Raw genomic sequence first — 26,363 nt, 5'->3', positions numbered from 1 at the left:
AGTAGCGTTATCTCGTGCAAAAGTATGGATACCTAGCCATGATTGTTTTCACCGTCGTTGGCTCATTCTGGCTAGAAGTGTTTTTAAAGGTTGGGGTTCTCAAGCAGTTTAAGCGAGTAGTGCTTGCAATTGCTCCAGTAGCTTTTCTATTCATCGCGTGGGACAAATACGCGATTGCAAGTGGGCATTGGTATTTTGATAAAGCTCAGATCCTTGGCATTTTTGGTCCATTCGGTATACCGCTGGAAGAGTATTTGTTCTTCATCGTTGTTCCTATTGCAGCGCTCATGACTATTGAAGCTGTGCGCACAGTCAAGAAACATTGGCAGGTCTACAAATGACCTACACACAAATCGCAATCTTTGCAGTGCTCTTTGCTATTTCCTTTGATCTCTATCTATTCAATACACAGCTACTTAGGCGCCGAGTCTTTTGGACTTCATACGCAATCATTGTTGGGTTCCAGCTACTTACGAATTGGTGGCTGACTTCAAGAAATATCGTGATGTATAGCCCAGATGCCATTATTGGCTGGCGAATAGCATCAGCTCCAGTGGAAGACCTGCTCTTTGGTTTTGCGCTAGTGCTTGGCGTTTTAACTAATTGGATACGGCTAGGCGCTTCAAATAAGCGCTAATAAAGACGCGTAATCTGCGCGCAGTAGAAGTCTTGGCACGTTTGTTAAAGATGTCATAACCAATCTTTTCTACCTCATCAACAATGCCGCAGTAGAGCTCACTTGCTGCCTCAATACATGGGCGACTAGATGCTGCAAGCATTTGAATTCCTGGAGTTGCCTCTTGTTGTAGTTGGCGCACACGGGCAATTTGAAACTTAAGTGCGCTGATGATTTGTGGCGTGAGGACGCGCTCTTCAAGCATTTCACGTGTAACACCATGCTCGGCAAGCTCAGTTATAGGCAGATAAATACGGCCACGATCTAAATCTTCTCCCACATCGCGGATGAAGTTAGCTAATTGAAAAGCAATACCTAGCTTCTCGGCGCACTCATGGGCACCGTCTTGAAGAACTCCAAGCACCGGCACCATCTCAAGACCAATAACGGCAGCTGATCCATAGACATACTCCAAGAGATCTTCATATGTTTGATATTCCTGCACAGTTAAATCCATAGTCATGGAATGTAAGAATGCTTCAAAGTACTCGTGGGGGATTGCAAATGTGTTCACGGTGTCTATTAGCGCTCGTCCGATTGCATCATCACTTTTGCCGCTTTTGAGATCTTGCAAAATCTTGGCACCCCACACACCTAAAGCATCTGCTTTTTCCTGCACAGTCAGTGTTGATGCAAGATCATCAACGATTTCATCGGCATAGCGGGCAAAACCATAAAGGGCGTGAACATATTTGCGTTTAGCTTTAGGTAGAAGAAGTGTGGCTAAGTAATAGGTTTTGCCGTGAAGAGAATTTAATCTTTTGCACTCGGCATAGGATGCCTCTAGCTCATCCATTTACTTAACAGGTCCCACAATTCGCTCTGCAGCAAGTCGTCCAGAGATCAAAACCATGGGAACTCCAACGCCAGGTTGTGTTCCAGAACCGGCAAAGACAACGTTTTCAATTCCTTGTGCCATGTTGCGTGGTCTAAAGGGACCAGTTTGGAAGAATGTATGTGCGCTAGCAAAAGGTGCACCCATCTCCATCCCTTGATTTTTCCAATCAAGGGGAGTGGTCATCACTTCAGTTTCAATGGAATCACCAAAGCCCGTGTAGCCGCGCTCTTCAATGGTCTTAATCATTTGATCACGGTATGGACCGGCTTGTTTAGTCCAATCGATATTGCTATCTAAGTTAGGCGTTGGGAACAAAACATAATAAGAATGCTTACCTGGGGGAGCTAAATTCGGATCATCATGAGTGGGAATGGTGACCAGGATACTGGGATCACTCATTAACTGCTTCTTTTTGATGAGTTCATCAAAAACGCCATCCCAAGAGTGACCAAAGTGGATGTTGTGGTGTGCTGCAAAGTCATACTTCTTACTTGAACCAATCAATAGAGTCACACAAGAAGGTGAATACTTCAGGCGCTTAATTGATACTGGTGATTTGCCGAGTAACTCGCGGTAGGCAACAGGTAGATCTGGATTCAAAATCACTGCATCGCACTCATAGCGCTCACCAGCTTCGGTGATAACAGCTTTTGCACGGCCATTGCTGACTTCAACATTTGTCACGGTTGTGTTGTATTTAAAGACCACTCCATGCTTTTCTGCAGCTGCTGCTAGTGCGCGAGGAACTGCGTGCATTCCACCCTTAGGAAAGAAAACTCCATTAACAGAGTCCATGTATGCAATGACTGCGTAGATAGCTAGAGCTTGCTGCGGGCTTACTCCTGCATACATAGCTTGAAATGAATAAACCTTTTGTAGGCGAGGATCTTTCATAAATTGATTTACTTTAGGAGAGAGTCTGCGAAAGCCTCCGAGTGCAATTAAGCGGGCAAGGTTAGGTGTGAGCAAGTTCAGGGGACTGTCTATGTTTCTATCGATGAAATCATTCATCTCATACTTATAGAGTTTTGTAACAAAATCTACGTATCTGCGATATCCAGCAGCTTCTTGGCTACTGATGTGCTTTGCAATCTCTGCTTCCATCTCACCGGTATTTGCATGAACATCTAACTGTGAGCCATCAGCATAGAAGGCGCGATAGAGAGGTGTGAGTGGAGTGAGCTCCAACCAATCTTTCATATCTTCGCCAACGCAGTTGAAGGCATCATTGATAAGAGATGGCATAGTTAAAACTGATGGTCCAGTATCAAATGCATAGCCATCTTTGTTGAGCAAACCATTTCGCCCACCAGGAACACTTTCGCGCTCTAATACAGTTACTTTTCGACCAGCACCAGCGAGTCGAAGTGCTGCGCTTAATCCAGCAAGGCCTGCGCCCACAACTACAACGTGATCTGTGGGGCCTTTAACTCTGGCAACCATTTACATACTCCGCTTCGTGGCGATTAGGGCTAGCTCATTGAGTAAATCTCGTCCAGCGATATCAATTGCTGGATTTTCAATAGCTTTTAATGCCTTTGAGGTTAATTCATCAATCATAGTTTCAAGGGCTGCTTTTGCGCCTGTTGAAACAATCATCTCCTGCAAGATAGCCACACCTTTGTCATCAATATCATTCTTCCCAAAATATTTACGGCTCTCGGCCTTCATGGCATCTGTGCATTTGGCATCGGTCATAGCGATAAGGGCTGTGCGCTTTCCTTCACGCAGGTCATCACCGGCAGGTTTTCCTGTAACAGAGGGATCACCAAAGACGCCAAGTAGGTCATCGCGGAATTGGAAAGCCTCACCCAGGGGTAATCCATAATCGGAGAGAGCGGTGAGAAGTGCAGGGGAGGCATCTGCGGCTAGTAATGCTCCCATGTGAAGAGGTCGCTCAATTGTGTATTTACCTGATTTGTAGCGAGCAATCTTCATTGAACGATCAAGATCTGTGTTCTTTTGTGTTTGCTCATGAATATCTAAGAACTGTCCAGCCATTAACTCAACGCGCATCTCATCAAAGATTGGCATGACGCGGCGAAGCTCGTGAGCAGAAATCCCGGAAGTATTAAGAAGTTGGTTTGACCAGACAAGTGCTAAATCTCCAAGCAAAACTGCAGAAGCTAAACCGTATGCAGGTGCAAAGCCCTCTAAGGCATCTTGCACATGGATAGATTCAAAGTGGCGATGAATAGATGGCTTACCGCGGCGTGTGTCAGAACCATCCATTAAGTCATCATGAATAAGTGCGCACGCTTGAAGCAGTTCAAGGCAAGAGATGGCTTTAGTAGTTGCGGGCGTTAATGAACCACCTGCGCTTTTGATTCCAGCATAGGCAAAGAGAGGACGTAATCGCTTACCGCTATCAAGAAGAAAAGATGAGAGAGCGGAGGAAACTGGTTGTAATTCAGGTGAGATTGAAAGCAGGTATGCGCTCTGATCACGCATGAATTGAGTGAGTTCAATCTCTACGCAATCGCGCGTCTCTTGTAACTCTGACTTAGTCGCTGAACTCACAGCGTAAAGGTACCCTCACCCAGTTCTCTTTGCCATTCTGGCCGCTCTTGTGAGCCTGCACTTCTATACTATTAATACTCAAGTGCCAGAAAAGGGAAGAGAGAAAATGCTCAGTAAGCAAGAGTTCACCGCTACATGGAGTTCGTTGCATAACGATGCCCCTGTAACTGGCGTTGTTGCTTGGTGGCTCAATATCTCCTATCGATTTGGTCTAGTTGCAACTCTGCTTCGTATTTCACCCAATGTTTTAACAATGTTAGGTCTTGTTTCAGCCGCTGCCACAGCTCTAACTGCAACATCATGGTGGGCAGTTGGTTTTCTAGTTTTCTCTCTCTTTTGTGATGGCATTGATGGAAGCGTTGCAATATTTCAAAAGCGTCAGAGTTCATGGGGTGCAACCCTTGATTCTGTAGTTGATCGTGTCAGTGAAGCGCTCTGGCTCTATGCCCTTTATGTCATCGGCGTTCCAGCCTGGCTAGTAATAACTCTGTGGTGCGTTGCTTCTTTCCAAGAGTACGCACGAGCCAAATTAGTCTCACTCGGAGTCGAAGATATTGGTGTTGTCACACCAGCAGAGCGTCCAGTGCGCGCATCATTCTTATTTGTCGTCTTGATTATGTGGCAGTTAAATCTTCCAGGTGTTTATGTGCTCTCCGTGGCTTTCTTAGCACTTCAAATTAGTGGCTTTTTAATGGTTGTCCGTTTTGCGCGCTCCCAATTGCATTAGCAACCATTTCAGCGCTCAAACCGACTAAAGGTAATCCGCCACCAGGATGGGCTGAACCACCAACGCAATACAAAGATTTAATTGGAGAACGATTCTTTGCGCGCATAAAAGCTGCGCGCGGACCATTACTTGAAGTTCCATAGATAGAACCACCAGGTGCTCTAACAGCGTTCTCTAAATCTGCAGGAGTTCTAATCGTCATTGATTCCAGGCGTGAGCGAACAGCAATACCTCTAGCTTCTATCTGATCAATAATGCTGTTGGCATAGGTGCGTGCAAACTCTGCGTTGTTCCAATCAAAGCCATGAGCGCCGTGGGCAGGTGCATTCACTAGAACAAACCACCCTTCGAGTAGTTCATCTTTAGACATTGCCTCATCACCAGGAGCACAGATATAGATAGTGGGTTCTGTGACAGGTTGCTTGTGAGTAAATATCGCATCGAACTCTGCGTCATAGTCCTTTGGAAATAGAACTGTGTGGTGATTAAGCGGGGCCAAATCATCTTTTCGCATGCCAAGAAGCAATGAGAAGCCAGCAAGTGAGGCATCGGCTTTCTCTAGATTCTTTCGAACCTTCTTAATCTTTCTAATCTTGCCGGTGATTAACTTGTTATAGATCAGTGATGCATCAGCATTTGCAATGACTGCATCGGCGTTAATTACTTCACCATTTTCTAGGGTAATTCCAGTTGCTTTGCCTCTTTTTAGATTAATCGATGCAACAGCCGAGCTCAGGTGGAAAGTAACGCCGACTTTCTCGGCGCGCTCATGCACCAGTGTTGCCAGCGTTCCAAGACCGCCCTTGATATGCCAAGCACCAAAAGATTCTTCAACGTATGCGATGGTGGAGAGAACTGCAGGGGCTTTGCGTGGATCAGAGCCGCTATAGGTTGCATAGCGATCCAGGATGTATCGAAGGTGTTCATCTGCTAGTTCTTCGGTCGCAAAATCTCTCAAAGTTTTCCAGGGCGCAATAATCTTTAGATCTCTAATAAGTGAGAAGCGCTTGAGTAATGAGAGCGGTGAGCGCAGTTCATTTTCAATAAATGGCTCACGGGAAACATCCCACATCTTTTCAGCCCTGCGCATCAGTTGATCCCACTGGCGCGAGACAGATTCACCATAGGCTGCGCGAAGATTATTGAGCGTGTGATGCCTAGAAAGATTAGCGAAGTTAACATATGTGCCATCGGCAAATCGATAATCAAAAGATGGATCCACAGTCTCTATCTCACAGAGCAGCCCTAAATGTTTACCGGTGCGCGCAAAGAAATCTTTATATACAGCCGGCAGAGTTAAAAGAGATGGCCCTGTGTCAAAGGCAACCTTGCCGATCCATTCAGTGTGAAGTTTTCCTCCCACACGATCTGATGCTTCATAGAGGCTAACTTCATGACCGGCTTTAGCTAAACGCGCAGCTGACATCATGCCGCCCATACCGGCGCCAATGACAACTATCTTCATAGCGTGCGGCCTTTCCATTGCACTTGCCCACGCATTAGCCAGGAGTAAATGATGAGGTACGTAAGAAGCGCGGATGAGATGGGATGCAAAAGCGCATCCAGAGGATTTTTGCCAGATTTAACTGAACTCATTACACGGGTAAGAGTAACTGCGGCATAGGCATACCAACCAATAGTTGAACCTGTGATGCCGGCGATAAGTGGAGCAATACCTGTAAGAAAGAGGAATGTGATTGCAATAGCAGAACCAAAAACAGAACCGAAGGCTGCGTGCAGAGATTTACCGTAACCGGCTTGGATCTCCTTCCATGATGAGTACATTCGAGTGGAGGCAATTTCTGCGCCATTTGCCACACAACCATGTGAGCCTTCTTTAACAAGAGCCCTTGCTAACTCCACATCATCTAAAACTTTGTTACGAACGCTCTCATAACCACCCACTTGAGCAAGGGCTGCTCGTCTAACAATAAAGAACTGACCGTTGGCAACAACCATTGAAGTGATAGAGCTCTTTTCAGCAATTCGTAAGATAACTGTGGACATCCACGACCATTGAAGCAGTGGCTGAATGAGTCGTTCAGACCAAGAATGTGCCAACTGCTTTGGATAAGGGGAGAGAAAATCTAACTGTGTGTTCTTAAGCAATGTAACTGCACGGTTTATTGCATCAGGAACCAATCGCACATCAGCATCAACTGAAACGATGTTTTCACCGCTGGCTCTTTCAAAGAGTTGTTGCAACGCCCACGTCTTACCAATCCACCCCTGTGGCAGCATGGATCCATTCAGAATATGAAAGTTAGATAGACCAGATGTGTGTTGGTGCAAGAGAGCAAGAGTCTCATCTTCAGAATTATCATCTAGAAGCAAAAACTCAACTTGAGCAAGGTTCTTTTGGGCGCGAAGTGAGTCAATTAGTTCTGCAACATTTGTCGCCTCATTGCGCAGGGGAACAACTACTGAGATTGATTCATTTATTTGAGCGCTCTTCTTTGGGTTACGAATAGTGATGAAGTTGATCAAGGAGATAAGGAGAATAAAACTAGAAGGAATTGTTAAGAGGTAATCCATGGACTCTAAGGGCGTCCCAACCAGCGGTTAAAGAAATACGGGGCAAGGACGATGCCAAAGATGCTTCCGGCAAAGAAGGCAACACCTGGACGGCTAAAGAAGAACAAGTTGCCAACAAAGCCTGAGAACAAAGTCCACAATAAGAAAGTATCTGTAGTTACAAAGGTTGCCCCACCTTTTCGCTTTTCACGCGGGGTAATAACATGCAGAACGCCGATTAAGAACATTCCACTGAGTAACCAACCAAAAGTGTTTGATAAAGGAATCTCAGGTTGGAAAGGAACGTGTGCACCAGTAACAACCCAGGTCCAATTACCTTGTGCCACCATTAACGGATCTAGAAACAAGTCCCAAGCAGCTAAGGCAACTCCGCCATAGAGAAATACCCAATTACCTGCGATGCGGCGGGCAGCAGTTAAAACTGGATGGGCCATCATGATCCAAGCGAATGGCACAACGAGTGGTACTTCAAAAATCTTTAACCCTAAATTGCCAGAGTATGAATAGTTACCAAAAGGCCACTGCGTTAAGAGTCCAACGTGTTCGATGATGAGGGCGAAGAAGAAAGTAAAGAAGAAGTACGTAATGGCATAACGAGCACCATATGCAAGGAGTGCATGTAACAACATTGCACCCGCACCCCAATAGACAACATTGATTGTGAGCAAACGCAAAACCTCACCATTAACTAATGGATAGAGGACTTGGAGCACAATTGCGATGCCAAAAACCGAGTTCAAAATGCCATTGGCGCGAGGTGATAGTTGGCCATGGCGGCGCCGTCTTGGTGTGTAATGACGGATCGACATGGCTTAAGTCTGCCCTAAAAGCCTTACTAACTATTAATCGAACCGCGAATATCTCTGAGCGCAAAGCGTGCAAAGAGCTCTTCTGAATACCATTTATAGGTAGATGTGTCTGCAATCGCCTTTTGGTGGGCTGCGCCCTTATAGGCAAAGTTCTTTATTGCATCCCCTGACTCCCACAAAGAGAAAGTGCCCTGCAAACCAATAGGTGCTTCACCAATTCCAATGGCAGAGATCAATCCAGGTGCTGATTTCAATGACATTGTCACAGGTGGCACAGAGCTCCAAAAGCGAAAGTTCTGATGCCACTTAATACGTGCCCGTGTGATTGCAGCAACTGGGCCAGTCCAGTCTTTTGCAGTTGCAACAAATGGTTCCTGCTTTGCCCATTGACCGTGAGATGAGATTGGTTCAAGAACGGCGCGAAATTCACTCACACTATTTTTGCGCCACTGCTTTACAACAAAAGATTGATCAAAAGCATCAATGTCTTTAACTTGTGCGATCAAACCCCAGCGAAGAGTGTTGGCATCTGCAGGAGTGAAAGTCTCGCCTTTGCCAGTGCCTAAGGATTTAAAGAACCCAACATTTTTAGATGAACGAAGAAAAAATCTGTCCATACCCATTGCACCTAAAGCAAAGGGAATATGACTTGGAGTAATTGTCCAGAAGTAGGCAACGATCATTTAGAACCAGCGAATCATTCCGATAATGCCTGCAGCTGCATAAAAGAACTGCAGGAAAAGAATTCCACGGTGTTTGCCAAGATATGCCCAGATACCAATCAGGGCAGAGGATGTGAGAAGTAATGTGAAACCAATGAACTCAGCTCCGATGTTGGCAGCAACAAGGAGTGAGTAAACAATTGCAGTTGCAACACCTAGCCACTCAAAGATTCTTGCCTTAGAGGCATCACTATTTCTGTTCAATTAAATCCCACTTATTTCCATATTTGTCTTTGAAAACCACCACTTGACCATAGGCCTCTTGGCGGGGAGTTTCAATGAACTCAATACCTTTTGATTTGTATCCCTCGTAGGTTTCATTAAAGTTGGTTGTATACATAAAGAACCCCACACGCCCACCAGTTGAATTACCTATTGCTGCCACCTGCGCCTCGTTAGCAGCCTTAGCCAGCAGTATTCGAGCACCTTGTGAGCTAGGTGCAACTACCACCCAACGCTTTTCAGGAGACAGGACTGTGTCTTCAATAAGAGTGAAACCAAGATCATTAACGTAGTGAGAAATAGCCACGTCATAGTCATCAATAACTAGTGCAATCATGCCTAATGTGTTCATAACTTGTCATGTCCCGTGGGTTTTGAAACCTTAGCCACTCTTGTGTTTTTCGCTTGAGACTTCAAGATTCCATAAAATGCTGCTGTAATTACGAATGCGGGGATAACGTTCCAACGCTCATTTGCGCTTCGAGATGCTGCATTGGCAAGAATTCCTAACACACCGAGAATAACAAAGGCTTTAACTATCCATTTCGGCTTAATTGCTAGTCCATATGTGAAGCGAGTAAAAATCACTATCTGATAGACAATTAAGGCAAAGTTTAGAACATAAATAACTCTGAGGTAAGTTGGAAAAACCTCAAATTGGCCACCTGCCGCGCGATCAAGAGCGTAAGAAGCACCCAGCATGACACCGCCAACTAGATATAGGTTCCAGGCAAAAGAGGCAAAAACTGCGGTTACAAAAGTTTTGTTCCTCATTTCACTAGTCTCCAACAACCATCGGCGTAGCACCTGTTACGCGCGCAAGCTCTTCAAAAGATGTTGGATAAACAGAGTGTGGGTGCCCAGCTGCTGCCCAAGCAACTCCGTAATCATTGAGAGCCTGATCAATCAAAATGATTTCTGGCTTGTTCACCCAACCAACAGGGGAGACGCCACCGATGGAAAAGCCTGAGGCGTTTTTAACAAAGTCAGCATCTGCGCGGTGAAGCTTTTCAACACCTAAGTTCTTAGCCACTAGTTCAGTGTCCACGCGATGGCGCCCACTTGTAATAACTAGCAGTGGATTGCCACTAGGGAGTTTAAAAACAATGGAGGATGCAACTTGTCCCACCTCAATGCCTAGAGCATTGGCCGCATCGAGTGCTGTGCGAGCAGAGTCAGAGAGAATAGTTACTTCACCAGAACAACCCAACTCTTTGAGTAGGGCAGTTACTCGGATAACTGAAGGGTTATTAAGAACTTCTTCCACTATCTATGCAACACGGCTTTCAAGCTTTAGCGCTGACATAAATGCATCTACTACTTCTTGCTTGCTCCAAGGCTTTGGAGCTTGTGTAATAAAGAAGTCTTTAAGTGCGATTTCAGCTAGTTCATCGATATCGCCTTCAACAAAGCCAAGGGATGAAAGCACAGGGAATTGCAGCTCTGCAAGGATTTTTCTCACAGCGTTAACGCATCGAGATCCATCCTTAGTGCCATCTTGTGGCACACCCATCGCATCTGCAACGCGCTCCATCTTTTCAGGCACAATCTTTGCTTCGCGGGTCAGTGTTTCAACTAGAACTAAACCAATTGTTAGACCGTGTGGAACATGCTTTAAGCCACCGATTGCTTGACCTAGTGAGTGTTCTGCTGTGCAGTCAGAGATATTCATTGTTAGACCGGCCATCATGCTGCCCGATGCCATGCCAGCACGTGCAACTTTATTATTGCCATCTTTAAAGGCAGCAACTAGAGCTGGAGTCATCATGCGCACTGCTTCATAACCAATGGCATCTCCAATAGGAGTTGAACACTTAGCGATGATTCCAGCGATTGCTTGAGCAAGAGCATCGATACCAGTGTTTGCTGTCATTGAAGGAGGCATTGAATATGTAAGGACTGGGTCAACCAGTGCTACTTGTGCACGAAGGTTTCCATTAGCAATACCTGCTTTGCGACCAGCTTCTGGATCAGAGATAACAGAACCACCAGATACTTCAGAGCCTGTGCCAGCAGATGTTGGAAGGGCAACAAGTGGAAGTGTTGGTGCTGGATAAACAGGTGGCTTTGATTGGAATTCACGGAATGTGCAGTTGAGTTGGGCGCACAGACGCGCAGCCTTGGCTGTATCAATAATTGAGCCACCACCGAGTGCAACAACAACATCAGAGCCTGCTGCCTTAAGTGCTGCGATTGAATCATCGACCATTTGAATTGTTGGCTCACCTGCTGGCTTTTCAAAGACAGTAACGGTGATGCCAGCAGCTGCCTTCATCTGATCAATGAGCTTTGCTGCCGCTGGATTGAACTTCTCAATATCTTTATCAACCATCAAAAAGACTTTGCTAGCACCAAGCTCTGCAACAACTGCTGGCAACGTCTCTGCCACACCTTCTCCAAAGCGAACCTTGACTGGAAGATGATTATTAAAGGCGGTGATGTTGTCCACGGAGAGCTCCTTGGTGAGTTGGTATGGGTTTGATTCTATATCGCTGAAGGCTTTTTAGAGTTAGAAGAACCTGAAGGATAATGGGCAGTGCAGGCAGACTAATAGGGCATTCTCAGTTACCGTTATCACCTTATGAGCAATGATTTATTCACAAGTGCAAGGCGTGCGCGCGTAGGGCTGCTGGCAACCTTTTTCTTTATGGGCGTTGTCTCCATGGCCTGGGTCGCTCGCATTCCGGAGATTCGTGATGCCAACGGTTTAAATAACGGGCAGCTGGGATTAATTCTTATTTCCAGCACTATTGGTGCAATCCTTGGCGCTCAACTCACTGGACGCTTAGTTCATTCCTATGGCACTCAGGTGGTCATTCGAGTGGCAATCATCATCATGCCTATTGGTTTGATATTGATGGGTTTTTCAACTTCTCCCATTACATTGATTTTCGGCCTATTTATCATGGGCCTTGGGTATTCCAGTATGGATATCGCATCAAATACCCAAGCCGTTGTCATTGAAAAGATCTTAGGTCGCAGAGTGATGTCTTCATTTCATGCCCTGTGGTCATCAGGTGCTTTTGCAACAACAGTTTTAGGTGGATCAATTGCTAACTATGTTTCACCGCGCGATAACTTAGTTGGAGTCGGCATCGTCTGCTTCTTCTTATTTATTCCAGCTGTGCGCATGCTTCTGACTTCAGATCAAGATGAACATAGCGGCGGAGAAGAAGAGACCGATGCCAAGATTCCATTCTTTGGCAAATCAGTTCTTCCACTGTGGGGGATGGGTATTGGTTTGCTAGGCGGCCTTATTGCAGAAGGTGCTGCCAGTGATTGGGGCGCAATCTTGCTTCGAGATGACATGGGCTATGGCATAGGCGTTAACGCTTCAGCTTTTGCCGTCTTTTCATTAGCAATGATTACCGCCCGCTTTTTAGGTGATAGAGCACTTGATCACTTTGGGCCACGAAAGACAGTGCTCTACGGGGGTTATTTAGGTGGTATCGGTTTAGGTGCTGGCATTGCAATCGCTGTGCCACTCTCTGACTCACAACCAATTCTGGCCTTTGTCATCGTCAATATTGGTTTTGCGTGTGCTGGATTGGGTATTGGTCCAATGTTTCCTGCCTATATTTTGGCAGCCTCTGAAGTTCCTGGAATTGCATCATCTATTGCCATTGCGCGCGTTGGCGTGATTGGTATTGCTGGTTATTTCATTGGGCCATCTGTGACCGGGGCTCTTGCGCAAGTTCTTACTCTTCCAGTTGCAATGATGTATCCGGTACTTATGTTGCTTTTGGCCGGGTATCAATCACACATTATTAAAAAATAAAGCCCCCACAGATTTCTCCGTAGGGGCTTTACTGACTAATTGTTTATAGGTTAAAGAATGCACCTGTAATGCTTGGACCAAAATCTGTACCAGAACCAACTAGTACGAAGATTATGAGTGCGGCTCCTGCAAGTGAGAGATCTTTAAAGAATCCAATAGTTTCATTTTGCTTTGCAGTTGCATCAGTCTCTTTCCAGAATGCGTGCATCATGAACGCTGCTGGGATTAAGAACAGTGCGAGAAGTAGTGCGCCAAGATCTGCATAGACACCAAATGCGATGTAGAGGCCGCCAACAAGAATCATCAGACCTGAAATGATCACGCTGAGCTTTGCAGCTGGAACCTTCTTGTATTGGGCATAACCAGTCATTGCATCCAATTTGGTGAGGTGGCTGATTCCTGAAGAGATGAAGATGCCAGCAAACAAGATGCGAGCGATTACGAGTACTACGTCCATGGTGCTCCTTAGATTGGTGAATACGAACAGGGGCAATAGTAGTTGAAATTTCAACTACTCAGAGCCACGACACGCTCACCCGCTTGCTATTTGTCAGTCCAGGGGTCTATTTTTCGAACATCTGTTCGAATACTCAGAAAGGCCCCTCAGCCCATGATGCAGGTCAATCCCGCCCACGATGTCACGATCGATGGTGCAACAACGCCTATCGAATTTACTTTCAAGGGTCGGCGCTTTCGCATTCATGCAGTCTTATCTAGATGGTGTGAAGCAGGCGGTTGGTGGAATCGCATTAGCGATGGCAAGTACAGGCCTGATGATCAAGCACGTGCGCTGTGGCGCGTGGAGGCAGCACCTATTGGGGCGCTGACAACATTTGAATTAGAGCGCGATGAAGTTAGCGGTCAATGGATTATCCGTAACGTATGAGCTTTATTCACTTAAACGTTGCCAGTGCTTATTCACTCAAATACGGCACAACACAGCCAGCTGATTTAGTAGAGCGCGCTGCTGCCTTTGAGATGCCGGCGCTGGCGTTAACTGATCGTGATGGTTTAGCCGGTGCTATTCGCTTTGCGCAAAGCTGTGTTGATTTCGGTATCGCTCCAATTATTGGAGTCAATCTGGCAGTTGATATGGGAGGCAGTAATAATCGCCTGACTCTTTTGGCTCATAGTGATGGGGGATGGCGCTCGCTCTGTAGGTTGCTGACTTCTCTTGCAATGACAAGTGATAGCCGCAACCCTGTGCTGACTCTTGATTTCCTACAACGCTTTAGCCATTACAGCACTAACGTCTATGCCCTGCATGGACCGCACTCATTAGTGGGCTCACTTATTACCGATAACCGTATTGATGCAGCTTTCACCGCCTTTAACCAAACCCGTGATTTATTTGCAGATAACGCCATTGAATGTGTTTCACATCTGGTGGCTGGTAAAGGTCCGCGCTCCACATCCCATGCAGCAAAGTCCTTAATTTTCGCCCGTGATCACGATATTGATGCCCTCATTACTAACGCAGTTCGTATGCGCGATAGGGCCGATGGCCCTGTGGCAGATGTTTTAGATTGTGCTCGCCAGCTAGTGCCGTTGCATCCGCGCCATATCGAGCGACAAAATGCTGAAGGCTTTTTAAAATCAAGTGATGAAATGATTTTATTGGCCGGTGAAATTGCACGGGCTGCAGGAGAGCGAACACCACGCCAGTTACTAGCAACAACGCGTGCATGGGCAGAGCGCTCTTTGTTATCTCCTCAGCGAGATATTGGTTTAGGCGGTGCGCATCTACCTGAAGCCCATGTGGTGGGGGCAGATTCAGCCCATGAGATGCGTGTATTGCTGCGCACTCGCAGTGAAGCTGCAATCAACTGGCGCTATAGCGATAGTGCGATGATTAAAAAAGCTCGCACACGCCTTGATGATGAACTATCAACAGTTGCAACCCTTGGCTTTGAATCATATTTTTTAACTGTTGCCGATATCTGTGACATGGCACGTGGTGCCGGTGTTCGAGTTGCTGCACGGGGAAGTGGCGCCGGTTCCTTAATCTGTCACTTACTTGGAATCTCAGGCGTTGATCCCTTGCAACATGGTCTATTGATGGAGCGCTTTTGTTCACCGCTGCGCAGAGCTTTGCCCGATATCGATATAGATGTTGAATCACATAGGCGACTTGAAATCTATGACATGGTTTTTAAACGCTATGGCAATACTGATTGGGATGTGCCGGGCAATCAATCTCGATGTGCAACTGTTGCCATGGTTGATACATACCGTGCTCGCCATGCAATACGAGATGCAGGAGCCGCCCTTGGCCTGCCAGGCATGGAGATTGATATGTTGGCAAAGTCGATGCCGCATGTGAGAGCACGTAATATCTCAAAGACCCTAGAGAACTTACCTGAGCTGCGCTCTCTTAATATCTCTGCGCCATTAACTGCAATGACAATTGCACTAGCTGAGCGCCTTGATGGTTTGCCACGGCATTTATCGATGCACCCATGCGCCATTGTTTTATCTGATGGCGGCTTACTTGATCGAACGCCACTTCTTTCTAATGCCAGCGGCTATCCCATGGTGGTCTTTGATAAAGATGATGTTGAAGCTATTGGTCTATTAAAACTCGATGTCTTGGGTGTGAGGATGCAGTCGGCTATTTCTTATGCCTTAACTGAGATAGAGCGCACGGAAAATCTCAACGTTGATATCGATGCCGTGCCCTTAGATGATGCTGATACTTATGCCTTAATCCAATCCACTAATACTTTAGGTTTGTTTCAAATTGAATCTCCGGGCCAGCGCGAACTTGTTGGAAAGTTAGAGCCTAAAACATTTACTGATTTGATTATTGATATCTCACTCTTTCGACCAGGGCCAGTGAAATCCGACATGATTACGCCCTTTTTAAAGGCCCGTCATGGCTGGGCTAAAGCCCAAATCATTCACCCAGATCTCTATGAGATTTTGCGCGATACCGAAGGTGTTGTTGTTTTTCATGAGCAAGTCATTGAAATCATTGCAACGATGACAGGGGTCTCACTAGCTAGCGCTGATGAAAAGCGGCGGGCGCTGGGAGATAGGGATGGACAACAAGAAGTCTGCGATTGGTTCTTTCCTGCAGCAACGGCCAAGGGCTATGAACTACCTATCGTTCATGAGATTTGGGAAGTTCTGCGCGCCTTTGCATCCTTTGGTTTTTGTAAGGCACATGCTGCAGCTTTTGCCCTGCCCACTTATCAATCAGCCTGGCTTAAAACTCATTACCCAGCAGCGTTTTTAGCTGGTGTGCTCACACATGATCCTGGGATGTATCCAAGGCGTTTAATCGTTGATGAAGTGCGACAGATGGGGTTAAAGGTTGCACCCCTTGATATCAATGAATCTGATTCGGTGTATCGGGTGGAAGAAAATGGCAGTGCAGTTCGTATTGCACTCTCCACAATTACAAAGATTAGTGATGGGGAAGTTGCATCGATTATCGCCGGGCGGCCTTATATAGATTTAACTGATTTTGTTCGCCGCTCTGGATGTAGCGCCCCTGTTACAGAAAGTGCAATCTTGACTGGTGCCTTTGATCGCTTGCATAGCGATGTTAACCGCCGTGATTTGCTCTTACATTTCTCTGATCTGCAAAAATCACCTAACGCTGGGGTAACAGGAGCGCAGATGAATTTAGCTTTTGCGCCCCCTGTGTTAATTAGCAGTGGACTACCTGATATGAGCCCTGCTGAAATAGTTCAACATGAGATAGCGCGATTAGGTATTGATATGTCTGAGCACTTAGTGAGCTTCTATAGCGATTTCCTTAACTCTATTGGCGCCGTGCGCTCCTGTGATTTACTAGCTCAGCGTTCGCGCTCTTCAGTATTAGTGGCGGGGATAAAAGTTGCGATGCAAACCCCGCCGGTGCGAAGTGGAAAGCGCGTCATCTTTGTAAGCCTGGATGATGGATATGGATGCAGTGATTCAACTTTCTTTAGCGATGCCCAGACCGACTTTGCCAGCACCCTCTATTCCTCATCCCTGCTACTCATTCGTGGCATTACCCGGCGCACGGGGGCCCGCGGTATTTCACTTCGGGCAACGGGTGCATGGGATTTACGCGCGGCCTATGAATCTTGGCGCACAAAAGAAAGTACGCTGGCAATATGAGTGAGGAAATCGCCACCCAGGCCACCATTCTTCATGTTGATATGGATGCATTTTTTGCCTCCGTGGCAGAGCGCGATAACCCAGAGTTAAAGGGAAAGGCCGTTGTTATTGGCATGGGAGCACGCGGTGTTGTCTCTGCTGCAAACTATGAAGCACGCAAATTCGGTATTCACTCAGCAATGCCAGTGGGCCGTGCTCGCCGATTAGCACCGCATGCAATCTTTTTACCTGTTGATATGGCCCGCTATCAAGAAGTATCAGAACATGTCATGGAGATCTTCCATAGTTTCACGCCGTGGGTGGAACCAATATCACTTGATGAGGCTTTTTTGGATGTGACCGGTTCACAAAAACTACTTGGCACAGGGCGTGAAATTGCAGTTGCTATTCGCAAGAAAGTAGAGGAGCAAGAGGGCATTACCTGCTCAGTTGGAATCGCACCATCTAAGTTCATTGCCAAGTTAGCATCGGCCAACTGCAAACCTAATGGAATGTTAGAGATAACTTCAGATCGCATTCTCACCTTCTTACATCCACTACCTATTCAAGCGATGTGGGGAGTGGGACCAAAGACTGCAGAAGTTCTAGAGCGATTAGGACTTCGAACGATTGAAGATATTGCAAAGCTGCCGCGGGCCACACTGATCAGAGCACTGGGTGAAGCAAATGGTGCATCTTTATATGAACTTGCATGGGGCCGCGATTACCGTGATGTCACACCGGAAGAGCCTGATCGCAGTATCAGTGCAGCAGAGACTTTCGCGCAGGATCTAGATAATCCAGAAGAGATCTTGACTGAGTTTTTGAGATTAACTGAGAGAGCAACTGCCAGATTGCGCGATCGTGATTTATTTGCAAAGACAATAAGTATCAAAGTGCGCTTTGCTGATTTCTCAACGATTAATCGAAGTAAGACTTTGCCGCTGCCAATTGATAGCACCCATGATGTCTATGAGGTTGTGAAGGGGCTCTATCAAGCACTTCGCATTGAGCGGGCCCGATTGCGCCTTGTTGGGGTCTCTTTAGAGAACTTAAGTGAGGGAGCACCGCACCAAATGATGCTGGGCGAGCGCGAAGTTGGCTGGCGCCAAGCCGAAGGGGCTATAGATCAAGCCCGAGCACGCTTTGGTAAGGGTTCTGTGCGTCCTGCCCGGCTGATAAGTGCCAGTGAAGATGATGAGGATTAGCTTTTAAGTAGCCACAAAGCCCAGAGGTGTTCTATTGTTGAGCCATGGCCTTATCTGATCATGAGAAGCGAATGCTCCAGGAGATGGAAGCTGCGCTAATGACGGAGGATCCACGTCTAGTTTCAGCCCTATCGGGTGAGGTTAAGCCCCTTGGCAAAAACCGCATTCTGCTAGGCCTTGGACTCGTTGGCCTTGGAATTCTGGTCCTCTTTACTGGTCTGATTTCAAAGACAACTCCTGTGGGAGTATTGGGCTTCATCATCGCCCTAGGCGGGGTCATTACAGCTATCTCATCTATCGGGCGTCCATCTATGCCAAAGCGCAAGGGCTCATCAACGATCAGCGCTCGCCTTGAACAACGCTGGGATGAGCGCAATAACGGTGCTACTGACTAAGTAAGCGCTTCTCTTCATTCAAGGGCTCCTGAGGGGCCCTTTTTTCATGCCCAAAAACAGGTGGGGAGGGGTGGGGCGGATAAGGGTAAATAGTGGCGAAAGGTGGTTGAAAAAGGAGGAAAGTGGAGTAAAGTGGGGGATTAAGCGCGGTAAGTAAGCGCAGCGAACCTGGGGAAGGGGGCGCTAAAAATGTTTCTTGGCACCCACGAGCCACGCCTTGATGACAAGGGCCGTTTAATTTTGCCCGCGAAATTTCGCGAAGAACTCTCTTCAGGTTTAGTAATTACTAAAGGACAAGAACGTTGTCTTTATGTTTTTCCATCAGCAGAGTTTTCAGTTATTACAGAGACGCTAAAACAAGCGCCAGTCACTGCAAAATCAGCTCGCGATTACATGCGTGTGATGTTTGCAGGTGCACACGATGAAATTCCTGATCGTCAAGGTCGCGTAACTATTCCTCAAGGACTTCGCACATATGCAGGACTTGAAAAAGATTGCGTTGTTATTGGTGCAAATACTCGCGTTGAAATTTGGGATGCAACTTCTTGGAATGAATATCTAGCAGATCGCGAAAAGGGATTTGCTGATGTTTCAGAGGAGGTATTCCCAGGCCTGTTCTAACTCTCTCATTTGTGGCCACCGCCGACCCTTCGAAAATAACGGCGCCCCTTCCCCGGCGCCGATATAAAACAGATCCGTCGGCCGGCGGTGACCAGAGATGAGAGCACTGCAGTAAAGCGCAAGAAAAGAAAAAACTTACGGATGAGTTGAAAGGGGGAGAGAGTGAATAACAACTTTGCACACGTATCTGTGATGCTAGATCGTTGCATTGATTTACTGACCCCAGCAATTCAAGCTAACGCTCATCCAGTTGTAGTTGATGCAACTCTTGGCGCAGGTGGTCATACAGAAGCCCTTCTTACCAAGTTTCCTCACTTAACTGTTATCGGTATTGATCGTGATGCCGATGCTCTGGCTAGTGCAACTAGTCGTCTTGCTCCATTTTCCGATCGTCTTCGCACATCTCATGCAACCTTTGATCAGATTGCCGATGTTGTTGCATCCCACGGATTTACAAAAATAGATGGTGCTCTTTTTGATCTTGGGGTTTCATCTATGCAGCTAGATCAAAGTGAGCGAGGCTTTTCCTACTCACAAGATGCACCTCTAGATATGCGTATGGATCGCAGCCAATCATTAACTGCTGCCGAGATTGTTAACTCATATGAGCCAGGCCAGTTAGTAAAGATTTTGCGCACATATGGCGAAGAAAAGTTTGCAACCAGAGTGGTGGAGAGAATTGTTAAAGCCCGTGCCGTTGCACCGCTTAACTCAACTTCTCAGTTAGCTGATCTGATTAAAGAGGCGATTCCAGCGGCAACGCGTCGCACAGGTGGAAACCCTGCCAAGCGCACATTCCAAGCACTTCGCATTGAAACCAATGATGAACTCGGTGCGATTACTCGCGCTCTGCCTGCAGCTATGGGGTTACTCGATATTGGTGCTCGCTTAGTCGTGATGTCATTTCAATCCCTTGAAGATCGCATCGTTAAAGAGTTATTTGTCGCATCGACAACCTCTGGCACTCCACGTGGTCTGCCATTTGATCTACCTGAATTTGCTGCCAAGTTCTCACTTGTTATTCGTGGCAGCGAAGTTGCAACAGATGAAGAACTCAATGAAAACCCGCGCTCAGCATCTGTTCGTCTGCGTGCAATTGAAAGGGTGGCTGCATAATGGCAATGACTGCGTTTGCTCCAGCAATCACGCGCTCACGTGAAATCATCGCAACTAAGACTGCAGAAGTTGCACTCAAACTAGTTCCTGATGTTTCAGAGCAGACACAAGAAAATCGTAAGTATTTTGCCAAGTTTGTATCTGTCGTAGGCATCCTTGCATTGATGTTCCTTCTCTTCATCAATACATTGCTTGCACAAGATGCATTCACGCTTAGTCATTTAAAGCTTGAGGCAAAGATGGTTAGTGATCAACGTGAAGCGGTCAATCGTCAGATTGATGCAATCGCAGCACCTGAGAACTTGGCTAAGGCAGCAACTGCCTTAGGCATGAAGCCATCTGAAACCCCAACGTTCTTGAGCCTTAATCCACCAGTAAAACCAGCAGAGAGTGTGGACAATGGGTAACTTTTCATTAGCTCATAACCGAATTAGAGCGCTAATCTTTTTATTGGCATTAGCAATGTTCGTATTTGGTTTGCGCCTAGTTCAGGTGCAGGCAGTGCAGGCGGGGGATTACCGCATGCGTGCTGTGAATGAAATGGAAAATACTAAATCTCTACCTGCTCCACGCGGTGAAATCACCGATATCAATGGAATCGCATTTGCCAGAAGCGTTGCTGCAACCAGCATCGTGGTTGATCAAACTCAGATTACAAACCCAGCACGAGTGGCTAACTTCATTGCACCGATTCTTGATTTACCGGTTGCCCAAGTTCAAGCCAGCATCACTGGTGAGCGCAAATGGAATATGGTCTATCAAAATGCCAAGCCAGCGCTATGGCAGAAACTCACTAAATCAATCTCAGAATTTAACTCTCAGTATCCAGCAATGAGTCCAGATCGAATTATTGGTTTCTTCCCCGAGCGCGGCTACATCCGTGAGTATCCATCTGGTTCATTAATCGCCTCTTTAGTGGGCTTTGTTAATCGTGATGGCAAAGGTGCAACCGGACTTGAATCAAGTATGAATTCAACGATTTCAGGAATTGATGGCAAGTATTCATTTGCTAATGGATATGGGGCAGAAATCCCAGGTTCTCAATCTGAAATCATTCCAGCACAAACTGGCACAACTGTTCGCTTAACTGTGGACCGAGATATTCAATGGGTTGCATCCCAAGCTATCTCTGATGCCGTTAAATCTTCAAATGCCCTCAGTGGAACTGTCATTGTGATGGATCCAAAGACTGGTGAAATTTTGGCCCATGCCACTGCGCCAACTTTTAATCCTAATAACACGTCAAAAGTGGCGTTAGTTGCGATGCGCAACCCATCAGTTCAAGATGTCTATGAACCAGGTTCAACGGGCAAAGTTATGACTTTGGCTGCAGCTATTGAAGAGAAAAAAGTAACTCCCGAGACAGTTATTACAGTGCCATATGCACTCAAGCGCTCAACAAAGGTTTTCCATGATCACGATAAGCATCCAACACAATACTTAACAACTGCTGGGGTGTTGGCTGTTTCAAGTAATACGGGATCAATTCAAATTGGTGAACTCATATCTAACGACAAGTTCTATGAGTACTTAACTAAATTCGGCGTGGGTACAAAAACAGGTTCAGGTCTACCTGGTGAATCCCGCGGAATTCTTCCAAAGGTAGCCGATTGGTCAGGAACTTCTGCGCCAACGATGGCATTTGGTCAGGGCTATTCACTGACTGCCATGCAAGCAACAAGTATTTTTGCAACGATTGCAAATGATGGTGTTCGAGTTTCACCCACTGTGATTGCAGGAACTCGAGATGCAAGTGGAAACTTCACGCCAGCACCAGGGCGCACAAGTCAGCGGGTTGTTAGTTCAGAGACTGCAAAGGTCATGCGTTTGATGATGGAGAGTGTTGTTTCTGGAAATGGAACTGCTCCAAGTGCAGCGATTCCTGGTTATCGCGTGGCAGGTAAGACTGGTACAGCACAGCGCATTGATGACACATGCGGTTGCTACCGCGGATACACCGCTTCATTTATCGGCTTTGCACCAGCAGATAATCCTGCCTATGTAATCAGCGTAACAATTCAAGATCCAAAAGGAATGCACTGGGGCGGCGTTCTAGGTGGGCCAGTATTTAAGAAAGTAATGTCATTTGTTTTACAGTCTCGCCATATTGCACCGACTGGCACAGCATTTGAACCAATTCCTTTGGATAAAAAAGCGTTAGCTGCAAAGAAGGCCCAGGATGCAACGGCCAATAACTAGCCATCAGAAAAAACTCTCTGCGCTATGCGCCATAGTTGGGGCTGATTCAACTTTTAAAGAGCTAGAAAGTATTGAAGTCAGCGGAATTTCCCAAGCTAGTGATTCAGTTTTACCGGGAGATCTCTTTATCGCTCTGCCTGGTGAAAAGGTCCATGGGGCGCAATTTGCCTCCGATGCCATTTCACGTGGAGCAGTTGCAGTTCTTACTGATGCCATCGGTGCTAAAGAGATAAAAGGTGTTCCAGTTCTTGTTTCCACAAATCCTCGCAGAGCTGCTGGAATAGCCAGTGCTTGGTTTTACTCAGAACCAATGCGAGATCTCTATAGCGTTGGTGTTACAGGAACTAATGGCAAAACCACTGTAACAACCTTGCTCCATCAAATCATGACCGCAGCTGGCAGAGATAGCGGGTTAATCGGAACCGTTGAAACTCGCATTGGCGTTGAGAGCATTGCTAGTAAGCGCACTACCCCTGAAAGCTCTGATTTGCAGGCGCTTTCTGCAGTGATGCGTGAGCGCCACATGCGCAATCTGATTATGGAAGTTTCAAGCCATGCAATAACGCTAGAGCGCATTCGTGGAAGCCACTTTGCTGTTGTCGGATTTACCAATCTTTCGCAAGACCACTTAGATTTTCATAAAGATATGGAAGATTACTTTGCGGCAAAGGCCAAACTGTTTACCTTTGAATATGCAGACTTAGCAGTTATCAATCTTGATGACCCTTATGGAAAGCGTCTAGCGGCACAAACAGAACTCCCTGTGGTTACTTTGTCTCGATTAGATACAAGCGCCACGTGGCACTATGCATCGATTGCCTCTGATTATGTTGGTGCGTCAGTCTCCATCCGCGGAAGCGGCGGAATTCTTATTGAAGGTAAGACTGCTTTGCATGGCGGATTTAATTATGACAATCTTTTGATGGCAGTTGCCATTGCAGTTGAAAGTGGAATTGATCCCATTGATATCGCTGCAATCTTGCCAACACTCACCGGCGCTGCTGGGCGATTAGAGGCTGTGCGCCTTGGACAAAACTTCACAGCACTCGTTGATTATGCCCACTCACCAGATGCTGTAAAGCGAGTATTGGAAGCTGCAGCTGAGATAAGTGATGGAAAAGTAATTGCCGTGCTCGGTTGCGGGGGAGATAGAGATAAAACAAAGCGCACCTTGATGGGTCAAGCACTCCATGAAGGCGCTGACATTGCTATCTACACCAGTGATAATCCACGTTCTGAGAAAGCTGAAGAGATTCTGGTTCAGATGGTTTTAGATATAGATGTGGTGCCACCTAGTGAAGTAATCGTTGATAGAGCCCAAGCTATTCGTGCAGCGGTCAATCTGGCCCAAGCCGGCGATGTTGTGATGGTTTTGGGCAAGGGCCACGAAAAAGGCCAAGAGATTAATGGAAAAGTACATGAATTTGATGATCGCATTGAATTAGCTAAAGCGATTGAAGATAAGAAATGATCACTTTAACTGCAGGTGAGATCGCCCTATTAGTTGGCGGAGAGCTGTTGTGCGATAGGGATTTACTGATTTCAAAGGCACCGGTATTTGATTCACGTTTAGCAACACCTGGATGTTTCTTTTTAGCCCTTAAAGGTGAGAACGCTGATGGACATGAATTTGCAGCCGATGCTTATCGAAACGGTGCGATGTTCTCCCTTACATCACAGCGCATTGATGGCCCATGCATTGTTGTGAAAGATGTTCTGGAGGCTCTATCTATCCTGGCAGCTTTTGTTAGAAAGCGCTTAGACAAACTAGTGGTCATTGGTATTACTGGTTCTCAAGGAAAGACCAGTACAAAAGATTTGTTGACTCACATGTTGGGCGCAGTGGGTCCAACCGTTGCTCCTGCTGGATCATTTAACAATGACTTAGGTCTACCTATCACTTTGCTGCAATGTGATGATCGCACTCGTTTTTGTATCCTTGAAATGGGTGCGCGACATATGGGTGATATTGCTCGTTTGTGTGAGATTGCAAAACCTAACATTGGTGTTGTTCTCACCGTTGGAACTGCTCACATTGGTGAGTTTGGATCTCGTGAAGTAATTGCACAGACAAAAGGTGAGCTGATTGCATCACTTGATAAAGACGGGATTGCAATCCTAGGAACATATGATGAGTTCACACCTAAGATGGCATCTCAGCATCAAGGCCAAGTAATTCTCTTTGGTGAAAAAGCAGATATTCAGGTGCGCGCTGCCGATATTGAAATGCGCGAAGGACGACCACACTTTGATCTAGTAACACCAGCTGGAAGAGATGCCGTGGGAATGCGCGCAGTGGGAGCCCATCAGGTAGCAAATGCACTTGCAGTTGCTGCAGTGGGAACTGCGTTAGCACTGCCGTTGGAGTTGATTGCTAGTTCTTTATCTACAGCTGAAATATCGAGTAAGTGGCGCATGGAACTCCATGAAAGCGCTGATTTACTCATTATAAATGATGCCTATAACGCCAACCCAGAATCGATGAGTGCTGCAATGCGCGCACTTGTTCTCTTTGCCCAAGAACGTGGGGGTTCTGCATGGGCTTTTGTTGGAAAGATGAATGAACTTGGCCAGACACAGGCACCACAGAGCGCTGCAATTGGGGCCCTTGCGGTTGAATTAGGAATTGATCATCTAGTTGAAATCAATGCTCCTGAATATGGAGAACCTGTTGGCGCAATGGTGATTCACCAACGCCCAACGATTGAGTCAGCTCTTGATTTAGTGGACTACTTCGCACCTGGTGATGTTGTTCTAGTGAAAGCATCTCGTTCGCAAGGTTTTGAAGTTCTCGCAGAATCACTAGAACGTGCCTGGAAAGAAAAGAGTGGAGTCGATTCATGAGACAGATCCTTATCGCAGGAGCTTTCGCTCTCGCCTTTGCCCTCTTTGGCACAAAGGTTCTCATTCGAATTCTTGCAGCACGTGGTTACGGTCAGATCATTCGAGACGATGGACCATCAACACATAAAACAAAGCATGGCACGCCAACAATGGGCGGCATCATTTTTATCCTTGCAGCAATTTTTGGTTATCTCATGGCTCACCTTATTTCAGGTACCCCTACAACGGCTTCGGCCTTATTAGTTATTGGCTTAGTTGTTGGTTTAGGTTTTGTTGGATTTCTTGATGATTGGCTCAAAGTTTCACGTCAAAACTCTCGTGGCCTTAAGGGACGCTACAAACTTCTAGCCCAGGCATCACTTGCTGGTGTCTTTGGTTATGCAGGTCTGCAGTTTGCTGATCAATACAAACTCACTCCAATTTCGCAATATCTTTCAACGGTTAAAGAAACTTCAATCTACCTAGGTACTGGACTAGTTATCGCCTTTGTAATCCTGATGGTGATGTCGGCAAGTAATGGTGTGAATTTGACTGATGGTCTAGATGGTTTAGCAACAGGTGCAACCATCATGACTTTCCTAGCTTTTGTATTAATCGGTGTATGGGAGTTTGGTCAAAGTTGCTCAATCGATGCGATCACAACAGCTAACTGTTACCAAGTTCGAGATCCACTTGACCTAGCTGTTCTAGCTGCCGCATTTGCTGGAGGTTGCACAGGTTTTCTTTGGTGGAACACCGCACCTGCCAAAATCATTATGGGAGACACTGGATCACTAGCCCTTGGAGCAGCTATTGCAGGCTTTGCAACAACGCTTCGAGTGGAACTGCTTTTGATTCCACTTGGCGGCCTATTTGTTATTGTCACAATGTCAGTAGTGATTCAGACTCTTTACTTCAAGCTCAGTGGCGGCAAGCGTGTTTTTCGTATGGCACCGCTACATCATCACTTTGAGTTAAAGGGTTGGGCTGAGATAACTGTTGTTATTCGTTTCTGGATTATTGCTGGACTGTGCGTTGCAGGCGGTTTGGGTCTGTTCTATGCACAGTGGGTAGCTAAGTAATAA

At 46.4% G+C, this 26,363-nt stretch carries 28 protein-coding genes; 15 read left to right on the top strand and 13 right to left on the bottom strand.

Annotation, left to right across the window (positions count from 1 at the left end):
• Positions 1 to 14 precede the first annotated feature (14 nt).
• Positions 15 to 341 (top strand): lycopene cyclase domain-containing protein, encoded by a 327-nt coding sequence (locus tag A7sIIA15_RS04415; RefSeq protein ID WP_223298231.1) that lies wholly within the window; start codon positions 15 to 17, stop codon positions 339 to 341.
• The gene (locus A7sIIA15_RS04410) at positions 338 to 637 is read left to right on the top strand and encodes a lycopene cyclase domain-containing protein (RefSeq protein ID WP_095685964.1); all 300 of its coding nucleotides are present in this window, start codon (positions 338 to 340) and stop codon (positions 635 to 637) included. Before A7sIIA15_RS04415 ends, A7sIIA15_RS04410 begins: the two co-directional genes overlap by 4 nt.
• Here A7sIIA15_RS04410 and A7sIIA15_RS04405 read toward each other — a convergent pair.
• The 3 genes from A7sIIA15_RS04405 to A7sIIA15_RS04395 are packed head-to-tail and all read right to left on the bottom strand — an operon-like array spanning position 600 to position 4,034.
• Positions 600 to 1,472 carry a phytoene/squalene synthase family protein gene (locus tag A7sIIA15_RS04405; RefSeq protein WP_095685963.1) on the bottom strand — a complete coding sequence of 291 codons (873 nt, stop codon included), beginning with the start codon at positions 1,470 to 1,472 and terminating at the stop codon, positions 600 to 602. The two genes, A7sIIA15_RS04410 and A7sIIA15_RS04405, sit on opposite strands and share 38 nt — an antisense overlap.
• Positions 1,473 to 2,957: a phytoene desaturase family protein gene (gene crtI / locus A7sIIA15_RS04400; RefSeq protein ID WP_095685962.1), complete on the bottom strand. Its 1,485-nt coding sequence runs from the start codon at positions 2,955 to 2,957 to the stop codon at positions 1,473 to 1,475. It lies immediately after the preceding gene.
• Positions 2,958 to 4,034, bottom strand: a complete 1,077-nt coding sequence (locus A7sIIA15_RS04395) for a polyprenyl synthetase family protein (RefSeq protein WP_095685961.1) — start codon at positions 4,032 to 4,034, stop codon at positions 2,958 to 2,960. It abuts the gene before it with no gap.
• Positions 4,035 to 4,140: 106 nt separating this feature from the next.
• Here A7sIIA15_RS04395 and A7sIIA15_RS04390 point away from each other — a divergent pair, with 106 nt between their 5' ends.
• Entirely contained in the window at positions 4,141 to 4,761 is a 621-nt protein-coding gene (locus tag A7sIIA15_RS04390; protein ID WP_095685960.1) for a CDP-alcohol phosphatidyltransferase family protein, read from the top strand.
• Here the strand turns inward: A7sIIA15_RS04390 and A7sIIA15_RS04385 are convergent.
• From A7sIIA15_RS04385 to A7sIIA15_RS04345, 9 genes are read right to left on the bottom strand one after another with little or no spacing between them, the layout of a single operon-like run.
• Positions 4,712 to 6,226, bottom strand: coding sequence for a phytoene desaturase family protein (locus A7sIIA15_RS04385; protein WP_095685959.1), 1,515 nt, complete (start codon positions 6,224 to 6,226; stop codon positions 4,712 to 4,714). The genes A7sIIA15_RS04390 and A7sIIA15_RS04385 overlap by 50 nt on opposite strands.
• Entirely contained in the window at positions 6,223 to 7,296 is a 1,074-nt protein-coding gene (locus A7sIIA15_RS04380) for a glycosyltransferase family 2 protein (RefSeq protein WP_095685958.1), read from the bottom strand. The genes A7sIIA15_RS04385 and A7sIIA15_RS04380 overlap by 4 nt, the downstream gene beginning before the upstream one ends.
• A gap of 5 nt (positions 7,297 to 7,301) precedes the next feature.
• Positions 7,302 to 8,105 carry a carotenoid biosynthesis protein gene (locus tag A7sIIA15_RS04375; protein ID WP_095685957.1) on the bottom strand — a complete coding sequence of 268 codons (804 nt, stop codon included), beginning with the start codon at positions 8,103 to 8,105 and terminating at the stop codon, positions 7,302 to 7,304.
• Positions 8,106 to 8,131: 26 nt separating this feature from the next.
• Positions 8,132 to 8,788, bottom strand: coding sequence for a spheroidene monooxygenase (locus A7sIIA15_RS04370; RefSeq protein ID WP_095685956.1), 657 nt, complete (start codon positions 8,786 to 8,788; stop codon positions 8,132 to 8,134).
• On the bottom strand, positions 8,789 to 9,031 hold the full coding sequence (locus tag A7sIIA15_RS04365; RefSeq protein ID WP_095685955.1) for a hypothetical protein: 243 nt from the start codon (positions 9,029 to 9,031) through the stop codon (positions 8,789 to 8,791). It abuts the gene before it with no gap.
• Positions 9,018 to 9,401 (bottom strand): VOC family protein, encoded by a 384-nt coding sequence (locus tag A7sIIA15_RS04360; protein WP_095685954.1) that lies wholly within the window; start codon positions 9,399 to 9,401, stop codon positions 9,018 to 9,020. The genes A7sIIA15_RS04365 and A7sIIA15_RS04360 overlap by 14 nt, the downstream gene beginning before the upstream one ends.
• On the bottom strand, positions 9,398 to 9,823 hold the full coding sequence (locus A7sIIA15_RS04355) for a hypothetical protein (protein WP_095685953.1): 426 nt from the start codon (positions 9,821 to 9,823) through the stop codon (positions 9,398 to 9,400). Before A7sIIA15_RS04355 ends, A7sIIA15_RS04360 begins: the two co-directional genes overlap by 4 nt.
• A 4-nt stretch (positions 9,824 to 9,827) precedes the next feature.
• Positions 9,828 to 10,316 (bottom strand): YbaK/EbsC family protein, encoded by a 489-nt coding sequence (locus A7sIIA15_RS04350; RefSeq protein WP_095685952.1) that lies wholly within the window; start codon positions 10,314 to 10,316, stop codon positions 9,828 to 9,830.
• 3 nt (positions 10,317 to 10,319) lie between these two features.
• On the bottom strand, positions 10,320 to 11,498 hold the full coding sequence (locus A7sIIA15_RS04345) for an iron-containing alcohol dehydrogenase family protein (protein WP_095685951.1): 1,179 nt from the start codon (positions 11,496 to 11,498) through the stop codon (positions 10,320 to 10,322).
• Positions 11,499 to 11,630: 132 nt separating this feature from the next.
• Here A7sIIA15_RS04345 and A7sIIA15_RS04340 point away from each other — a divergent pair, with 132 nt between their 5' ends.
• The gene (locus A7sIIA15_RS04340) at positions 11,631 to 12,827 is read left to right on the top strand and encodes an MFS transporter (RefSeq protein ID WP_095685950.1); all 1,197 of its coding nucleotides are present in this window, start codon (positions 11,631 to 11,633) and stop codon (positions 12,825 to 12,827) included.
• A gap of 43 nt (positions 12,828 to 12,870) precedes the next feature.
• Here the strand turns inward: A7sIIA15_RS04340 and A7sIIA15_RS04335 are convergent, their stop codons facing one another.
• On the bottom strand, positions 12,871 to 13,284 hold the full coding sequence (locus A7sIIA15_RS04335) for a DoxX family protein (RefSeq protein WP_095685949.1): 414 nt from the start codon (positions 13,282 to 13,284) through the stop codon (positions 12,871 to 12,873).
• A 153-nt stretch (positions 13,285 to 13,437) separates the two neighbouring features.
• Here A7sIIA15_RS04335 and A7sIIA15_RS04330 point away from each other — a divergent pair, with 153 nt between their 5' ends.
• The 11 genes from A7sIIA15_RS04330 to mraY all read left to right on the top strand — a co-directional run bounded on the left by A7sIIA15_RS04330 (position 13,438) and on the right by mraY (position 26,360).
• On the top strand, positions 13,438 to 13,713 hold the full coding sequence (locus A7sIIA15_RS04330) for a DUF6504 family protein (protein ID WP_095685948.1): 276 nt from the start codon (positions 13,438 to 13,440) through the stop codon (positions 13,711 to 13,713).
• A complete protein-coding gene (locus A7sIIA15_RS04325) occupies positions 13,710 to 16,937 on the top strand; it encodes a DNA polymerase III subunit alpha (RefSeq protein WP_095685947.1) in 3,228 nt (1,075 codons plus the stop codon). Before A7sIIA15_RS04330 ends, A7sIIA15_RS04325 begins: the two co-directional genes overlap by 4 nt.
• On the top strand, positions 16,934 to 18,124 hold the full coding sequence (dinB, locus tag A7sIIA15_RS04320) for a DNA polymerase IV (RefSeq protein WP_095685946.1): 1,191 nt from the start codon (positions 16,934 to 16,936) through the stop codon (positions 18,122 to 18,124). The genes A7sIIA15_RS04325 and dinB overlap by 4 nt, the downstream gene beginning before the upstream one ends.
• A 44-nt stretch (positions 18,125 to 18,168) precedes the next feature.
• Complete coding sequence (locus tag A7sIIA15_RS04315; RefSeq protein WP_095685945.1) at positions 18,169 to 18,519, top strand: DUF3040 domain-containing protein; 351 nt, start codon at positions 18,169 to 18,171, stop codon at positions 18,517 to 18,519.
• Between the two features lie 189 nt (positions 18,520 to 18,708).
• Positions 18,709 to 19,140, top strand: a complete 432-nt coding sequence (gene mraZ / locus A7sIIA15_RS04310; RefSeq protein ID WP_029636811.1) for a division/cell wall cluster transcriptional repressor MraZ — start codon at positions 18,709 to 18,711, stop codon at positions 19,138 to 19,140.
• Between the two features lie 162 nt (positions 19,141 to 19,302).
• Positions 19,303 to 20,256, top strand: coding sequence for a 16S rRNA (cytosine(1402)-N(4))-methyltransferase RsmH (gene rsmH / locus A7sIIA15_RS04305; RefSeq protein ID WP_095685944.1), 954 nt, complete (start codon positions 19,303 to 19,305; stop codon positions 20,254 to 20,256).
• Complete coding sequence (ftsL, locus tag A7sIIA15_RS04300; RefSeq protein ID WP_095685943.1) at positions 20,256 to 20,663, top strand: cell division protein FtsL; 408 nt, start codon at positions 20,256 to 20,258, stop codon at positions 20,661 to 20,663. Before rsmH ends, ftsL begins: the two co-directional genes overlap by 1 nt.
• On the top strand, positions 20,656 to 22,455 hold the full coding sequence (locus A7sIIA15_RS04295) for a peptidoglycan D,D-transpeptidase FtsI family protein (protein WP_095685942.1): 1,800 nt from the start codon (positions 20,656 to 20,658) through the stop codon (positions 22,453 to 22,455). Before ftsL ends, A7sIIA15_RS04295 begins: the two co-directional genes overlap by 8 nt.
• Positions 22,436 to 23,926: a UDP-N-acetylmuramoyl-L-alanyl-D-glutamate--2,6-diaminopimelate ligase gene (locus A7sIIA15_RS04290; RefSeq protein WP_095685941.1), complete on the top strand. Its 1,491-nt coding sequence runs from the start codon at positions 22,436 to 22,438 to the stop codon at positions 23,924 to 23,926. Before A7sIIA15_RS04295 ends, A7sIIA15_RS04290 begins: the two co-directional genes overlap by 20 nt.
• The gene (locus A7sIIA15_RS04285) at positions 23,923 to 25,299 is read left to right on the top strand and encodes a UDP-N-acetylmuramoyl-tripeptide--D-alanyl-D-alanine ligase (protein WP_095685940.1); all 1,377 of its coding nucleotides are present in this window, start codon (positions 23,923 to 23,925) and stop codon (positions 25,297 to 25,299) included. The genes A7sIIA15_RS04290 and A7sIIA15_RS04285 overlap by 4 nt, the downstream gene beginning before the upstream one ends.
• Positions 25,296 to 26,360, top strand: coding sequence for a phospho-N-acetylmuramoyl-pentapeptide-transferase (gene mraY / locus A7sIIA15_RS04280; RefSeq protein ID WP_095685939.1), 1,065 nt, complete (start codon positions 25,296 to 25,298; stop codon positions 26,358 to 26,360). The genes A7sIIA15_RS04285 and mraY overlap by 4 nt, the downstream gene beginning before the upstream one ends.
• Positions 26,361 to 26,363: the final 3 nt, after the last annotated feature.

It is taken from the genome of Candidatus Planktophila vernalis (assembly GCF_002288185.1).
Taxonomy (GTDB): Bacteria; Actinomycetota; Actinomycetes; order Nanopelagicales; family Nanopelagicaceae; genus Planktophila; species Planktophila vernalis.
The sequence above is the reverse complement of the archived record's forward strand: the minus strand, read 5'-3'. Positions and strand labels throughout refer to the sequence as shown.

Excerpts from the sequence above, each read along its gene's own strand:
- A7sIIA15_RS04410 (WP_095685964.1), top strand. The coding sequence starts at position 338 with ATGACCTACACACAAATCGCAATCTTTGCAGTGCTCTTTGCTATTTCC.
- A7sIIA15_RS04405 (WP_095685963.1), bottom strand. The coding sequence starts at position 1,472 with ATGGATGAGCTAGAGGCATCCTATGCCGAGTGCAAAAGATTAAATTCT.
- crtI (WP_095685962.1), bottom strand. The coding sequence starts at position 2,957 with ATGGTTGCCAGAGTTAAAGGCCCCACAGATCACGTTGTAGTTGTGGGC.
- A7sIIA15_RS04390 (WP_095685960.1), top strand. The coding sequence starts at position 4,141 with ATGCTCAGTAAGCAAGAGTTCACCGCTACATGGAGTTCGTTGCATAAC.
- A7sIIA15_RS04385 (WP_095685959.1), bottom strand. The coding sequence starts at position 6,226 with ATGAAGATAGTTGTCATTGGCGCCGGTATGGGCGGCATGATGTCAGCT.
- A7sIIA15_RS04380 (WP_095685958.1), bottom strand. The coding sequence starts at position 7,296 with ATGGATTACCTCTTAACAATTCCTTCTAGTTTTATTCTCCTTATCTCC.
- A7sIIA15_RS04375 (WP_095685957.1), bottom strand. The coding sequence starts at position 8,105 with ATGTCGATCCGTCATTACACACCAAGACGGCGCCGCCATGGCCAACTA.
- A7sIIA15_RS04370 (WP_095685956.1), bottom strand. The coding sequence starts at position 8,788 with ATGATCGTTGCCTACTTCTGGACAATTACTCCAAGTCATATTCCCTTT.
- A7sIIA15_RS04360 (WP_095685954.1), bottom strand. The coding sequence starts at position 9,401 with ATGAACACATTAGGCATGATTGCACTAGTTATTGATGACTATGACGTG.
- A7sIIA15_RS04355 (WP_095685953.1), bottom strand. The coding sequence starts at position 9,823 with ATGAGGAACAAAACTTTTGTAACCGCAGTTTTTGCCTCTTTTGCCTGG.
- A7sIIA15_RS04340 (WP_095685950.1), top strand. The coding sequence starts at position 11,631 with ATGAGCAATGATTTATTCACAAGTGCAAGGCGTGCGCGCGTAGGGCTG.
- A7sIIA15_RS04335 (WP_095685949.1), bottom strand. The coding sequence starts at position 13,284 with ATGGACGTAGTACTCGTAATCGCTCGCATCTTGTTTGCTGGCATCTTC.
- A7sIIA15_RS04330 (WP_095685948.1), top strand. The coding sequence starts at position 13,438 with ATGATGCAGGTCAATCCCGCCCACGATGTCACGATCGATGGTGCAACA.
- A7sIIA15_RS04325 (WP_095685947.1), top strand. The coding sequence starts at position 13,710 with ATGAGCTTTATTCACTTAAACGTTGCCAGTGCTTATTCACTCAAATAC.
- dinB (WP_095685946.1), top strand. The coding sequence starts at position 16,934 with ATGAGTGAGGAAATCGCCACCCAGGCCACCATTCTTCATGTTGATATG.
- A7sIIA15_RS04315 (WP_095685945.1), top strand. The coding sequence starts at position 18,169 with ATGGCCTTATCTGATCATGAGAAGCGAATGCTCCAGGAGATGGAAGCT.
- mraZ (WP_029636811.1), top strand. The coding sequence starts at position 18,709 with ATGTTTCTTGGCACCCACGAGCCACGCCTTGATGACAAGGGCCGTTTA.
- ftsL (WP_095685943.1), top strand. The coding sequence starts at position 20,256 with ATGGCAATGACTGCGTTTGCTCCAGCAATCACGCGCTCACGTGAAATC.
- A7sIIA15_RS04295 (WP_095685942.1), top strand. The coding sequence starts at position 20,656 with ATGGGTAACTTTTCATTAGCTCATAACCGAATTAGAGCGCTAATCTTT.
- A7sIIA15_RS04290 (WP_095685941.1), top strand. The coding sequence starts at position 22,436 with ATGCAACGGCCAATAACTAGCCATCAGAAAAAACTCTCTGCGCTATGC.
- A7sIIA15_RS04285 (WP_095685940.1), top strand. The coding sequence starts at position 23,923 with ATGATCACTTTAACTGCAGGTGAGATCGCCCTATTAGTTGGCGGAGAG.
- mraY (WP_095685939.1), top strand. The coding sequence starts at position 25,296 with ATGAGACAGATCCTTATCGCAGGAGCTTTCGCTCTCGCCTTTGCCCTC.